The organism is Streptomyces varsoviensis, from assembly GCF_000718635.1.
Classification (GTDB): Bacteria; Actinomycetota; Actinomycetes; order Streptomycetales; family Streptomycetaceae; genus Streptomyces; species Streptomyces varsoviensis.
Genome location: NZ_JOBF01000003.1, coordinates 465,288 through 478,537, shown reverse-complemented (window position 1 = coordinate 478,537; position 13,250 = coordinate 465,288). Strand labels below are relative to the sequence as shown.

13 protein-coding genes are annotated in these 13,250 nt (G+C 72.0%); 7 read left to right on the top strand and 6 right to left on the bottom strand.

What is annotated here, in order from left to right:
- Positions 1–92: 92 nt before the first annotated feature.
- The 4 genes from IF55_RS06610 (at position 93) to IF55_RS06595 (ending at position 3,195) form a co-directional block, all read left to right on the top strand.
- Positions 93–782, top strand: coding sequence for a dsRNA-binding motif domain-containing protein (locus IF55_RS06610; protein ID WP_030876702.1), 690 nt, complete (start codon positions 93–95; stop codon positions 780–782).
- Complete coding sequence (locus tag IF55_RS06605) at positions 782–1,498, top strand: SDR family NAD(P)-dependent oxidoreductase (protein WP_342668275.1); 717 nt, start codon at positions 782–784, stop codon at positions 1,496–1,498. Before IF55_RS06610 ends, IF55_RS06605 begins: the two co-directional genes overlap by 1 nt.
- A 68-nt stretch (positions 1,499–1,566) precedes the next feature.
- Positions 1,567–2,313 carry a DNA repair protein RecO gene (gene recO / locus IF55_RS06600; protein ID WP_030876695.1) on the top strand — a complete coding sequence of 249 codons (747 nt, stop codon included), beginning with the start codon at positions 1,567–1,569 and terminating at the stop codon, positions 2,311–2,313.
- A 36-nt stretch (positions 2,314–2,349) separates the two neighbouring features.
- Positions 2,350–3,195, top strand: a complete 846-nt coding sequence (locus IF55_RS06595) for an isoprenyl transferase (RefSeq protein ID WP_030876691.1) — start codon at positions 2,350–2,352, stop codon at positions 3,193–3,195.
- A gap of 35 nt (positions 3,196–3,230) precedes the next feature.
- Here the strand turns inward: IF55_RS06595 and IF55_RS06590 are convergent, their stop codons facing one another.
- The 4 genes from IF55_RS06590 to IF55_RS06575 form a co-directional block, all read right to left on the bottom strand.
- Positions 3,231–3,638, bottom strand: coding sequence for a Fur family transcriptional regulator (locus IF55_RS06590; protein ID WP_030876688.1), 408 nt, complete (start codon positions 3,636–3,638; stop codon positions 3,231–3,233).
- A gap of 251 nt (positions 3,639–3,889) precedes the next feature.
- Positions 3,890–4,789 (bottom strand): metal ABC transporter permease, encoded by a 900-nt coding sequence (locus IF55_RS06585; RefSeq protein ID WP_030876684.1) that lies wholly within the window; start codon positions 4,787–4,789, stop codon positions 3,890–3,892.
- The gene (locus tag IF55_RS06580) at positions 4,789–5,568 is read right to left on the bottom strand and encodes a metal ABC transporter ATP-binding protein (protein ID WP_030876682.1); all 780 of its coding nucleotides are present in this window, start codon (positions 5,566–5,568) and stop codon (positions 4,789–4,791) included. The genes IF55_RS06585 and IF55_RS06580 overlap by 1 nt, the downstream gene beginning before the upstream one ends.
- A 26-nt stretch (positions 5,569–5,594) precedes the next feature.
- Entirely contained in the window at positions 5,595–6,632 is a 1,038-nt protein-coding gene (locus tag IF55_RS06575) for a metal ABC transporter substrate-binding protein (RefSeq protein ID WP_030876679.1), read from the bottom strand.
- 210 nt (positions 6,633–6,842) lie between these two features.
- On the opposite strand from IF55_RS06575, the gene IF55_RS06570 reads away from it, so the two are divergent.
- Positions 6,843–8,225 (top strand): glycine--tRNA ligase, encoded by a 1,383-nt coding sequence (locus tag IF55_RS06570; protein WP_030876676.1) that lies wholly within the window; start codon positions 6,843–6,845, stop codon positions 8,223–8,225.
- A gap of 484 nt (positions 8,226–8,709) precedes the next feature.
- On the opposite strand, the gene IF55_RS06565 is transcribed toward IF55_RS06570, so the two are convergent.
- Positions 8,710–9,198, bottom strand: coding sequence for a hypothetical protein (locus IF55_RS06565; RefSeq protein ID WP_078643902.1), 489 nt, complete (start codon positions 9,196–9,198; stop codon positions 8,710–8,712).
- Between the two features lie 170 nt (positions 9,199–9,368).
- On the opposite strand from IF55_RS06565, the gene IF55_RS06560 reads away from it, so the two are divergent.
- Together IF55_RS06560 and IF55_RS06555 are read left to right on the top strand one after the other, a co-directional pair.
- Positions 9,369–10,646 carry a sensor histidine kinase gene (locus tag IF55_RS06560; protein WP_030876671.1) on the top strand — a complete coding sequence of 426 codons (1,278 nt, stop codon included), beginning with the start codon at positions 9,369–9,371 and terminating at the stop codon, positions 10,644–10,646.
- Positions 10,634–11,278 carry a response regulator gene (locus tag IF55_RS06555; RefSeq protein WP_030876668.1) on the top strand — a complete coding sequence of 215 codons (645 nt, stop codon included), beginning with the start codon at positions 10,634–10,636 and terminating at the stop codon, positions 11,276–11,278. The genes IF55_RS06560 and IF55_RS06555 overlap by 13 nt, the downstream gene beginning before the upstream one ends.
- A gap of 344 nt (positions 11,279–11,622) precedes the next feature.
- On the opposite strand, the gene IF55_RS06550 is transcribed toward IF55_RS06555, so the two are convergent.
- Positions 11,623–13,161 (bottom strand): MFS transporter, encoded by a 1,539-nt coding sequence (locus IF55_RS06550; protein WP_048831607.1) that lies wholly within the window; start codon positions 13,159–13,161, stop codon positions 11,623–11,625.
- Positions 13,162–13,250: the final 89 nt, after the last annotated feature.

Here is a 13,250-nt window from a genome sequence, read left to right as displayed (position 1 = left end):
TTTCGCGAGAGTCGCGAGCAAGAGCGCGAGCAAAAGCGCCAGCGGTGACGCGTGCAGTAGCGAACGCGTGCAGCGGCGCGGAAGGAAACACCATGAGCACTGCCCCTGTGACGGTCGATGTCCACACCATGGGCCGTACGTACGACGAGACCACGGTCGACCAGTGGGAGCTGGCGGCCGCGCGGCGCGCCCTGAAGAACCTGAAGTCCCTGGCCGGCGGCCAGGTCATGATGGACCTCCTCGCCGACCAGATAGCTGCCGGCGACCGGTTCCAGAAGGAACTGATCGAGGCGTCCGCCGGCACGTACCGCGAGTCCCGCACCGAGTTCACCGTGCGCGGCCTCAGCGGCACCGGCCTGGCCACCTGGTTCCAGGCGCAGGCCGCCACCGGCCGCTTCCAGGACAAGTCGCTGCTCCTCAACGCCCACCCCGAGCACTACGTCGAGCCCCCGACGTACACCGGCGGCATGGTCGAGACCATCGGCGGCCACCTCACCCGCTTCAAGGTGTCGGTCGCCCGCGAACTGCCGCCCCTGGTCGCCGAATACCTCGACGCGTCCTACCCCGTCACCCTGATGAACGCCCTGCTCAGCCTGGACGACGGCACCCCCTTCGCGTACTGCCTGCACCAGGCGCGCGACACGGAGACCGGCGCCGATGTCGTGGTCCGCGTCATCTACCCGTCCGCCGCCCCGGACTCGATGATCGAGGGCCACTGCCAGCACCTGTCGATCGAGTTCCGTAGCTGGATCCGCAACGCGGCGGCGGCGACGAACCGATGATGTTCAAGGGGAAGACGGCCCTGGTCACGGGCGCCGGGGCGATCGGCGGCCTGGGCCACGCGGTGGCGCGGGCCCTGGCCGCCGGGGGCGCCGCCGTAACCATCACCGGCCGGGACGAGGCGCGCGGCGCCGAGGCCGTGGCGGACCTCGGCGGCCACACCCGCTTCCTGCGCGCCGACCTGATCGACAGCGAGGAGGTGCAACGCTTGGCCGAGGCGGCCGGCGACGTGGACATCCTGATCAACAACGCGGCGCTCCTGCTGGGCGCCACACGTGAACTCCCCGCCTACGACGAGGCGTTCGCCGTCAACGTCCGCGCCCCGTTCGTCCTCACCACGGCCCTGGCCCCGCGCATGGCCGCCAACGGCGGCGGCAGCATCGTCAACATCTCGTCGACGGCCGCCGGAATCGGCATGCCCGACATGGCCGTCTACGGCGCCACGAAGGCGGCCCTTGAGTCCCTGACCCGCGCCTGGGCAGCGGAGCTCGCCCCCTCGAAGGTCCGCGTCAACGCCGTATCGCCCGGCCCCATGCGCTCCGCGAAGGCGACGGCCGCACTGGGCGACGACCTCGGCGGCTTCGGCAACACGGTCCCGATGGCCCGCGCGGCGGACCCGAGCGAGGTCGCGGAGGTCGTCGCCTTCGTGGCGAGCGACCGAGCCGGCTACATGACGGGCGCGATCATCCCCGCCGACGGCGGCCGCTCGGCGATCTGACGCGGGCGCCGCGGGGCTCGGCCCGGGCCCGCGCACAGCGGACACCCACATGCGGGACAATGAGCGGCATGAGTCTGTTCCGCGACGACGGCATCGTGCTGCGCACCCAGAAGCTCGGGGAAGCGGACCGGATCATCACGCTGCTGACGCGCGGGCACGGGCGGGTGCGGGCCGTGGCGCGGGGGGTGCGGCGGACGAAGTCGAAGTTCGGGGCGCGGCTGGAGCCGTTCTCCCACGTCGACGTGCAGTTCTTCGCGCGAGGGGCGGAGCTGCTGGGGCGCGGGCTGCCGCTGTGCACGCAGAGCGAGACGATCGCTCCGTACGGTGGGCCGATCGTCACCGACTACGCGCGCTACACCGCCGGCACCGCCATGCTGGAGACCGCCGAGCGGTTCACCGATCATGAGGGCGAGCCGGCGGTGCAGCAGTATCTGCTGCTCGTCGGGGGGCTGCGCACCCTGGCGGCGGGGGAGCACGAGCCGCATCTGATCCTCGACGCGTTCCTGCTGCGGTCGCTGGCCGTCAACGGCTACGCGCCCAGCTTCGAGGCGTGCGCGAAGTGCGGAATGCCCGGGCCGAACCGGTTCTTCTCCGTCGCCGCGGGAGGTGTGATCTGCGGTGAGTGCCGGGTGCCCGGAAGCGTCGTACCCTCCTCTGAGTCGATCGCGCTGCTCGGCGCGCTGCTGACGGGGGACTGGGGGACGGCCGACGCCTGCGAGGCGCGGCATGCCAGGGAGGGCAGCGGTCTGGTGGCGGCGTATCTGCACTGGCATCTGGAGCGGGGGCTGCGTTCGCTCCGGTACGTCGAGAAGTAGCAGCACCAGCTACCGAACCTAGGAGAAGTGGCACGCATGGCACGACGCGGGATTCTGGGCCGTTCCCGACGCGAATACCTCACGCCGGAACCGCACCCCTCCGGGGCCCGGCCGCCGAAGATCCCCGGCGAGCTGGTGCCGAACCACGTGGCGATCGTCATGGACGGCAACGGCCGCTGGGCCAAGGAGCGCGGGCTGCCGCGCACCGAGGGCCACAAGGTCGGCGAGGGCGTCGTCCTCGACGTGCTCAAGGGCTGCCTGGAGCTGGGTGTCAAGAACCTTTCCCTCTACGCCTTCTCCACCGAGAACTGGAAGCGCTCGCCCGAGGAGGTGCGCTTCCTGATGAACTTCAACCGCGATGTCATCCGCCGCCGCCGCGACGAGATGGACGAGATGGGCATCCGGGTGCGCTGGACCGGGCGGATGCCCAAGCTGTGGAAGTCCGTCGTCCAGGAGCTCCAGGTCGCGCAGGAGCAGACCAAGCACAACGACGCCATGACCATGTACTTCTGCGTGAACTACGGCGGCCGGGCGGAGATCGCGGACGCGGCGGCGGCGATGGCCGCGGACGTCAAGGCGGGGCGGCTCGACCCGTCGAAGGTCAATGAGAAGACCTTCGCCAAGTACATGTACTACCCGGACATGCCGGACGTGGACCTCTTCGTGCGCCCCTCCGGGGAGCAGCGCACCTCGAACTATCTGATCTGGCAGAGCGCGTACGCGGAGATGGTCTTCCAGGACGTCCTGTGGCCCGACTTCGACCGCCGCGACCTGTGGCGCGCCTGCCTCGAATACGCGCAGCGCGACCGCCGGTTCGGCGCCGCGGAGGCCGTGGCGGCCGACGGCGCCGACGACGCGGCAAAGCCGGGCTCGGCGGGCTGACCCCGGCGCCGGGAGGCGGACGAACGGCCCTGCGGCTACTGCTTCGAGCAGTCGTCGCAGGTGCCGAAGATCTCGATGGTGTGGGCGACGTCCACGAAGCCGTGCTCGGCGGCGATGGAGTCCGCCCACTTCTCGACGGCGGGGCCCTCGACCTCGACCGCCTTGCCGCAGACCCGGCACACCAGATGGTGGTGGTGGCCGCTGGAGCAGCGGCGGTAGACGGCCTCGCCCTCGCTGGTGCGGAGCACGTCGACCTCGCCGGCGTCGGCGAGGGACTGGAGGGTGCGGTAGACCGTGGTCAGGCCCACGGAGTCGCCGCGGTGCTTGAGCATGTCGTGGAGTTCTTGCGCGCTGCGGAACTCGTCCACCTGATCGAGCGCCGCCGCGACGGCGGCTCGCTGCCTGGTGGATCGGCCGCGTACCGGTGGACCAGCGGTCACCACAGTGCCTCCTCCTGCTCGCTTGCATGCCCGTCGTCACGTGTGACCCGGCCAATTGTGCCAGGTGCGGCAGCGCCCCGGGGGATATCCCCAGGGCGCTGGCCAGGGTTCCGGGGCGGGAGCGCTCCCCCTGGCCGTAATGGGCGGGGTGCGGGCCCGCCCCGTACGCGGTCCGTCGGCGGCGCGTACGGACCGGGTCCGCTGGACTCGTACGCGACCCGCCGACGGCGTACGGGCCGGACGACTCGTACGTCCTAGACGACCCGTACGTCGTCCGCCGGCGCCCGGGCCTCCGGCACCTCCAGCGTGCACCGTTCCTCGGCCGCCGCCGTGGTGCTTCTCGCCCGCCTCCTCGCCAGCGGCGCGGCGAGCGCGGTGAACACGACGAACAGCACGATCGCCATGAGCACGATGGTCGCGCCGGCCGGTACGTCCGCGTAGTACGAGGTCGTGGTGCCGGCGAGGGAGACCAGGACGCCGAGGGCGGCGGCCAGCGCGAAGGTGGTCGCGAAGCTGCGCGCGATCTGCTGGGCGGCGGCGACCGGTATCACCATCAGGGCGGAGACCAGCAGCAGGCCGACGGCGCGCATCGCGACGGTCACGGTGACCGCGGCGGTGACGGCGATCAGCAGGTTCAGCAGCCGCACCGGCAGCCCGGTGACGCGGGCGAACTCCTCGTCCTGGCAGACCGCGAACAACTGGCGGCGCAGCCCGAGGGTGACCACGACGACGAAGGCGGCCAGCACGCACATCGTGGTGATGTCGGACGGCGAGACCGTGACGATCGAGCCGAAGAGATACGTCATGAGGTTGGCGTTGGAGCCGTTGGCGGAGAGGCTCATCAGCATCACGCCGCCCGCCATGCCGCCGTAGAAGAGCATCGAGAGCGCCAGGTCGCCGCGGGTCCGGCCGAACCAGCGGATCAGCTCCATCGCGACCGCGCCCGCCACGGAGACGGCGGTGGCCATCCACACCGGGCTGGTGTTGAGGAGGAAGCCGAGGCCGACGCCGGTCAGGGCGACGTGGCCGATGCCGTCGCCCATCAGCGCCTGGCGGCGCTGGACGAGGTAGATGCCGATGGCGGGGGCGGTGACGCCGACCAGGAGGGCGGCGAGCAGCGCGCGCTGCATGAAGGCGAGGTCGAGGATGTCCATCAGGTCAGCAACCCTGTCCGAATCGGTTCGGCCGCCGGGCCGGCGTGCGGGTGTACGTGGTCGTGGCCGGGGAGCGCGTGCTGGCCGACGGCCTCGGGCGGCGGGCCGTCGTGGACGACGCAGCCGTCGCGCAGGACGACGGCGCGGTCGATCAGCGGCTCCAGCGGGCCGAGTTCGTGCAGCACGAGCAGGACGGTGGTGCCGGCGGCGACCTGTTCGCGCACGGCGTCCGCGAGGACGGCCTGGTTGGCGAGGTCGACGCCGGCCATCGGCTCGTCCATGATCAGCAGCTCGGGCTCGGCGGCCAGCGCCCGGGCTATCAGCACCCGCTGGTGCTGGCCGCCGGAGAGCGCCGCCACCGGGTCCTTGATCCGGTCGGCCATGCCGACCAGCTCCAGGGCGCGTACGACGGCCTCCCGGTCGGCCCGGCGCGGCCAGCCCAGTTTCGTACGGGCCAGCCGGCCGGCCGAGACGACCTCCCGTACGGTCGCGGGCACCCCGCTGGCGGCGGTGGTGCGCTGCGGTACGTACCCGATCCGCGCCCACTCCTTGAAGGAGCGGTGCGGGGTGCCGAAGAGCTCCAGCTCGCCGGCGGAGAGCGGGACCTGCCCCACGACGGCCCGTACGGCCGTGGACTTGCCGGAGCCGTTGGCGCCGAGGAGGGCCACCACCTCGCCGCGCCGCACGGTCAGATCGACGCCGCGCAGCACGGGGCGCGAGCCGAGCGAGGCGGTGCCGCCGCGCAGCGAGACGACCGGTTCGGTCGGTTGCCGTTCCATGGGTTCCTCCGTGGGGTGGGCCCGGGTCACTTGGTGCCGAGCGCCGTCTGCAAGGCCTTGAGGTTGGACGTCATGACCTCGAAGTAGTCGTGGCCCTTGGACTTGTCCGTGATGCCTTCGAGCGGATCGAGCACGTCGGTCTTCAGCTTCAGGTCGCCCGCCAGCGTCTTCGCGGTGGCGGGGCTGGCGAGGGTCTCGAAGAAGACGGTGCTCACGCCGTGATCCTTGGCGAGTTTATGCAGCTCCTTGACGCGGGCGGCGCTGGGCTCGGCCTCGGGGTCGATGCCGCCGATGGCCTCCTCGACGAGTCCGTACCGCTCGGCGAGGTAGCCGAAGGCGGCGTGGGTGGTGATGAAGGTTTCGGAGGCGCGGTTCTTCAGGCCGTCGCGGTACGCGGTGTCGAGGTCGCCGAGCTTCTTGACCAGGGCGTCGGTGTTCTTCTGGTAGTCGGCCTTGTGGTCGGGGTCGGCCTCGGCGAGGGTCTTGTTCACGCCCTTGGCGACCTCGGCGTACTTCACGGGGTCGAGCCAGATGTGCGGGTCGGCGGCGGCGCTGTCGCCGTGGTCGTGCCCGCCGTGCTCGTGGCCCTCGTCTCCGTGCTCGTGCTCGTCCTCGCCGCCGGCGCCGGTGCCGTTGTCCTTGGTGGTGTGGTGGTGCCCGTCGACCTCGGTGCCGTGCGCTTCGAGGCGGGTGAGGGAGGCGGCGTCGGCGACGTGCTGCACGCCGGACTGCTTGACGGCGTCGTCGACGGCGGGCTGGAGGCCCTTGAGGTAGACGATCGCGCCGGACTCGCCGAGGGCGGCGGTCTGCTTCGGGGTGAGCTCCAGATCGTGCGGCTCGACGCCCGGCTTGGTCAGGTCGGTGACGCTGACGTGGTCCCCGCCGATCTGCTGGGCGAGGAACTCCATCGGGTAGAACGACGCCGTGACCTTCAGTTTTCCGTCCTTGCTCGTGGCCGCGGAGTCCGCGGAGGAGCAGGCGGAGAGGGCGAGGAGACCGGCCGCGGCGACGGCGGCGACGGTGACAGTGGGTATTCGGGTGAATCCGGTGCGACGTGCGTTCATGACACTCATTTTCAACAAAGTTGGAAACGATTGTCAACAACGCGCGGTGTGAGCCGGGTCGCGGCCGAGGGGCGCGGAACCGATTTGATTAGGGGGGTGGAGCCGCCGGTAACCTGAAGCATTCGCTCGCCCGTCTCCCGACCACCACCCCCCACGAGGCGCTACGCGCCGCCCCCATCCGATATCCGTCGTCGCAATGAAGAGAGCACCGTGGCCGCCGACAAGATCGACACCATCGTCAGCCTGAGCAAGCGCCGTGGCTTCGTGTACCCGTGCAGTGAGATCTACGGCGGTCAGCGCGCCGCCTGGGATTACGGACCCCTCGGCGTCGAGCTCAAGGAGAACATCAAGCGCCAGTGGTGGCGCTCCATGGTCACCTCGCGCGACGACGTCGTCGGCCTCGACTCGTCGGTGATCCTGGCCCGCGAGGTCTGGGAGGCCTCCGGCCACGTCGCCACCTTCACCGACCCGCTCACCGAGTGCACCTCCTGCCACAAGCGGTTCCGCGCGGACCACTTGGAGGAGGCGTACGAGGCCAAGCACGGCAAGCTGCCGGCCAACGGGCTCGCCGACATCAACTGCCCGCACTGCGGCAACAAGGGCAGCTTCACCGAGCCCAAGCAGTTCTCCGGCCTGCTCGCCACCCACCTCGGCCCGACCCAGGACTCCGGCGCCGTCACCTACCTGCGCCCCGAGACCGCCCAGGGCATCTTCACCAACTTCGCCCAGGTGCAGCAGACTTCGCGCAAGAAGCCGCCGTTCGGCATCGCCCAGACCGGCAAGTCCTTCCGCAACGAGATCACGCCCGGCAACTTCATCTTCCGCACCCGCGAGTTCGAGCAGATGGAGATGGAGTTCTTCGTCAAGCCCGGCGAGGACGAGCAGTGGCACGAGTACTGGATGGAGCAGCGCTGGAACTGGTACACCGGCCTCGGCCTGCGCGAGGAGAACATGCGGTGGTACGAGCACGCCGCCGAGAAGCTCTCCCACTACTCCAAGCGCACCGTTGACATCGAGTACCGCTTCAACTTCGGCGGCACCGAGTTCTCCGAGCTCGAAGGCGTCGCCAACCGCACCGACTTCGACCTCAAGGCGCACTCCAAGGGCTCCGGCCAGGACCTGTCGTTCTTCGACCAGGAGGCCGGCGAGCGCTGGTTCCCGTACGTCATCGAGCCGGCGGCCGGCCTCAACCGCGCCATGCTCGCCTTCATGCTCGACGCGTACAACGAGGACGAGGCGCCCAACGCCAAGGGGGTCATGGAGAAGCGCACCGTCATGCGCCTCGACCCGCGCCTCGCGCCGGTCAAGGTCGCGGTCCTGCCGCTCTCCCGCAACCCGCAGCTCTCCCCCAAGGCCAAGGGTCTGGCGACCGACCTGCGCCGTAACTGGAACATCGAATTCGACGACGCCGGGGCCATTGGGCGGCGTTACCGCCGCCAGGACGAGATCGGTACGCCGTTCTGCGTCACGGTGGACTTCGACACGCTCGACGACAACGCGGTGACGGTGCGCGAGCGCGACACGATGAAGCAGGAGCGGGTGTCGCTCGACCAGATCGAGGGGTACCTGGGGAGCCGGCTCCTCGGCTGCTAGTCGGCAGCCTGCTGCCCCTGCTGCCGGCTACGCCGGCCCCCCTGTTCGCCACCCCGCTAGCCCGGCTGCGCCGCGCGGACCTTTGCCCTCAATCGCCGGGCGGGCTGGAGGGGGCTGAGGCGGCGCACTCGACGTCCGCCTGTTCCTCGCCCTCAATCGCCGGGCGGGCTCTGATGAGCCCGCCCGGCGATTGGTGTCTGGGCGGGAGGCGAGCGCGGTTGGGGCCCGCCCCACCCGACGGGTGAGGGCGCGCTCTATCAAGCCCGTCCGGCGTTTGAGGACGTCTGTGAGGGATTCCCGGCGGGTGGGGCGAGCGCCCCTTCTAGCCCGTCCGGCGTTTGAGGACACTTGCGCGGGGCCCCGGCGGGCTGGGGTGCGCCCTTGTCCAGCCCGTCCGGCGATTGAGGACACCTGTGCGGCGCCCCCGCGGGTTGGGGCGGGCCCCTTCTAGCCCGTCCGGCGATTGAGGACACGTGGGTGGGGGCTATTCAGCCCGTCCGGCGATTGAGGACGTTTTTAGGGCTAGGGCGGTGCATAGGGTGGCTAGGGGGAGTTCTAGGGCTAGGGCCATGGCCAGGGCGGTGGCGAGGGCTGGGCCCGGGGCGGCGGTGGTGATGTCGAACCAGGCGTCGGCGACGAGAAGAGCCGCCGTGGCACCGGCGGCGACGGCCGCGTGGGCGCTGGCGCGGACGGCCAGGAGGCCCGTACCGATGAGGGCGAGGGCTTCGAGCGCGTCGAGGCCGATCCAGGCGGCGGTCCAGCGGGTGGCGGTCGCCGGGAGGGCGAGGACCACGAGCCAGGGGAGCAGGGCGAGGCCGCAGGCCACGAGGGCGTAGCCGAGGCGGCGGCCACGGCGCCGGTCGCGCGGGCCGGGCCCGGCGGCGGCAGCGGCGGTGGTGGGCTCCCGCAGCTCGATGATCTCGGCGGAGCCGCCGTCGTGCTCGGCGCGGGAGCGCGGCTCACGTACGTTCATGGGGGCGGGCTCCTCGTCGGCCGGTGGCTTCTGCACGGGTACCAGCCTCCGCCGCCCGAGCCGCGAAATCAGTAGCGCGGCTGTCCGTTCAGTGGTGGCACCAGCTATACCCCCGGAACGGAAAGCAGCGTCATGGTTCCGCCCCGGCCTGGCCGCATACCGTTCTTTCCATGCGCATACCCACCGCCTGCCGGCGGCATCTCCAGGGCGCCGGCGGCGCCGCGGCGTTCGCCGCCGCGGGCATCCTCAACCAGTACGTGTTCGTCTGCGTCATGGCCGTGCCGTGGATCGCCTACGTGCCGTCGTCGACGGTGGACATCCTCCTGGCGATCGCCCTCCCGCTGCCCTTCGTCGCGGTCGCCTCGCCCATGCTCACCGCCGGGCAGCGCCGCCGCTTCCGGCGCATGCGCGGCGTGGACATCCCGCGGCTGCCTCCGCGCGAGCGGGCCCCCGAAGGCGTCGGGCGGCGCGGAGCGCTGTGGCGGCGGGTCTTGGGATGGCTGCGGTCCCGGGCGACCGTGCGGGAGCTGCGCTACCACCTGCTGCTGGGCCCGGCCGTCGCCTTCGGCGGGCTGCTGACCCTCGTCACGGGGTTCGTATCGCTGGTGGCCGCCACGATCTACCTGTGGATATGGGTGCTGCCGCTGCACTGGCGGCTCAGTTGGCACGGCTACTCGACGGATGCCGCGTACATCACCGCCGCCGGCACCGCCGCGCTCCTCGGCACGGCCTGGCTGATCGGCGCGCTGGCCCGGCTCGACACCCGTAACGCGGTCGCGCTGCTCGGCCCCAGCCGGGAGGAGCGGCTGGCCCGCCGGGTCGAGGACCTCACGGAGAGCCGCGCGGGCGTCGTGGACGCCGCGGACGAGGAGCGGCGGCGGATCGAACGGGATCTGCACGACGGCGCGCAGCAGCGCCTCGTCTCCATGGCGGTCAATCTGGGCCTGGCCAGGGCCACGCTCGGCGACCGACTGTCCGACGAGGCACGCGCGGTGATCGACGAGGCGCACCGGGAGGCGAAGGAGGCGATCGCCGAGCTGAGCAATCTCGTACGGGGGCTGCACCCGGCGGTCCTGGAGGACCGGGGCCTGGACGCGGCGCTGTCCGGCATCGCGGCGCGCGCCCCGCTGCCCGTACGGCTGCGGGTGGAGCTGCCCGCGCGGCCCTCCGCCACGATCGAGGCCGTCGCGTACTTCGTCGTCTCCGAGGCCCTCGCCAACGTGGTCAAGCACGCTCAGGCGGCGGAGGCGACGGTCACCGTCGAACGGTTCGGTGCGAGACTGCTGGTGGTCATCGCCGACGACGGCGTGGGGGGCGCGGACCCGGCCGCGGGCACGGGGCTCGCGGGGCTCGCCAAGCGCGTCGCGTCGGTCGACGGCACCTTCTCTGTCAGCAGCCCCCCGGGGGGCCCGACCATCGTCACCGTGGAGCTGCCGTGCGCGCTGTGATCGCCGAGGATTCCGTCCTGCTCAGGATCGGCCTGGTGAAGGTCCTGGAAACGGCCGGTTTCGAGGTGGTCGCGGAGGTGGACGACGCCGAGGCGCTGCTGGCGGCCGTGGCGGAGCACCGGCCGGACATCGCCGTCGTGGACGTCCGTATGCCGCCGGGCTTCACCGACGAGGGTGTACGGGCCGCGCTCGTCATCCGGCGGCAGTGGCCGGGCGTGGCGGTGCTGCTGCTGTCGCAGTACGTCGAGGAGCGGTACGCCGCCGATCTGCTGTCCGCCAACACCGACGGCGTCGGCTACCTCCTCAAGCAACGGGTCGCCGACGTCGAGGAGTTCATCGACGCGCTGCGGCGCGTCGCGGACGGCGGCACGGCCCTCGACCCGCAGGTCGTCTCGCAGCTTCTGGTACGCCGCCACAGCGACCCCCTCGACCGGCTCACCCGGCGCGAGCGCGAGGTCCTGGAACTGATGGCGGGCGGCCGCTCCAACGCCGGCATCGCCGGGCAACTGGTGGTCAGCGAGAGCGCGGTCGCCAAGCACATCAACAGCATCCTCGCCAAGCTCGACCTCCCCAAGGCGGACGCCGACCACCGCCGCGTGCTGGCGGTCCTCCGCTTCCTCGGCGTGGCCTGACAGGACCCCGGAGGGGCAGCGGACCGGGGCCCCGGAGAGGGCGGTGAACCGGACCGTCCGGGAACCGGGGCTGCCACCCGAGGGCCCGGCCGGTGCCTCCGCCGCGCGCCGGTCTGCCGTGGTAGCCGCGCGCCGGTCTGCCGTGGTACGGGCCGCCGCCGTCCGGACCGCTGCGAGCCGGGCGGGCACCGGTGCCCGTCGCGATCCTCGTCCGTACGGGCCGGAGCGCTCTCCGCGCGCGGAGGCGGCCCCCTTGGACTGAACCGCCCACAGGCCGCACCGGCGCCCCGGCGGACGCGTAAGCGCGCGAGGCCCCCCACCCCGCGCGCCCGCCGCGCGATCCGTCACCGCACCGTGCGCGGCAGCCGCAGGCTCAGGACCACCGTCACCGCCACCGCGACGAGCTGCGCTGTCAGGGTGACCGTGAGGGCGTCGCGCATGCCCATGGAGGGGGTGAGGGAGAGGAAGAGCGTGCCGAGGGTGGCGACGCCGAGGGCCATGAAGGACTGCTGGGTGGTGACGAGGACGCCGCCGCCCACGCCGGCCTGGGCCACCGGCACCTCGCTGAGGACGATGCGGATGGTCGGGGGGAGCAGCAGGCCCTGGCCGAGGCCCAGGACGGCCAGCGCGGGGATGGGACCGGCGGCGCCCAGGCCCTCCCAGCCCCAGTAGAAGGTGGCCAGGAGCGCTATCAGCCCGGTCGCCTGGACCAGGGTGCCCGCCGTCACCGCGCGCCGCCCGTACCGGCTCACGAGCCGGGGGCCGACCAGCGAGCCGATGAAGAACGTCACGCACAGCGGGAGCAGCGCCAGCCCCGCCGCCAGCGGGCCGAGCCGCAGGCCGTCCTGAAGCGCCACGGCGACGACGAACATGAAGCCGCCCCAGCCGAGCGAGAACGGCACCAGCATCGAGAGGCCGCTGCGCATCGAGCGGATGCGCAGCAGGGACGGCGGTACGAGCGGGGTGCGGCCGGCGTGCTCCGCGCGGCGTTCGACGAGGATGAACGCGGCCGCCGCGAACGGGAAGACGGCCAGCAGCACCCACGACCAGACTGGCCACCCGGCGGCGCGGCCCTCCGTCAGCGGCAGCAGCAGCGAGATCAGGGTGATCGACAGCAGCGCGGTGCCCGGCCCGTCCACCCGGGTCGGGTGCGCGGAGCGGGTCTCGGGGACCGTACGCACCGCGAGCAGCAGCGCGACGGCCGCGACCGGCGCGTTGACCAGGAAGATCGAGCGCCAGCCGGTGCCGGCGAGGTCGATGGAGACGAGGACGCCGCCCAGCACCTGGCCGACCGCGCTCGCCACGCCCGCCGTGCCGCTGTACATGCTCAGCGCCTTGCCGCGGCGCTGCCCGCTGGTGGTGGCCTGGATGGTCGCCAGCACCTGCGGCAGCATCAGCGCGGAGGCCGCGCCCTGCGCCACGCGCGCCGCCACGAGCGTCCAGGCGTCGGGCGCCAGGCCGCACGCCACGGAGGTCACGCCGAACGCCACCGTGCCCCACAGGAACAGCCGCCGCCGGCCGATCATGTCGCCGAGCCGCCCGCCGAGGACCAGCAGCACGGCGTACGCGACCCCGTACCCGCCGACGACCATCTCCAGCATCGCGGGGCCGGCGTTCAGATCGCGGTCGATCGTCGGCAGCGCCACGTTGACGATAAAGAAGTCGATCATCGGCAGCGCGGCGCCGAGCAGCACGGTGAGGAGGCCGAGCGTGGTCAGGACCGGCGGGGCGGCGGCGGTTTGGCCGGAGCCGGGGCCGGAGCCGGAGTCGAGGCCGGAACCTGGGCCGGGGGACGGAACGGAAGCGGCGGATTCGGGGGACGCCGAGGGCGTCTGTGCGGTCGGAGGCAGCGGGGAGGCTCCCCGCGAGGTCGTGGTCGTCACAAGGCGAGCATCGGCGGCCCCTCAGCCAGGTACCAGAGTCTGCTTATCCTGGTACCCGCACTACCTGGCAACCCCTTGGACCCTCGGGC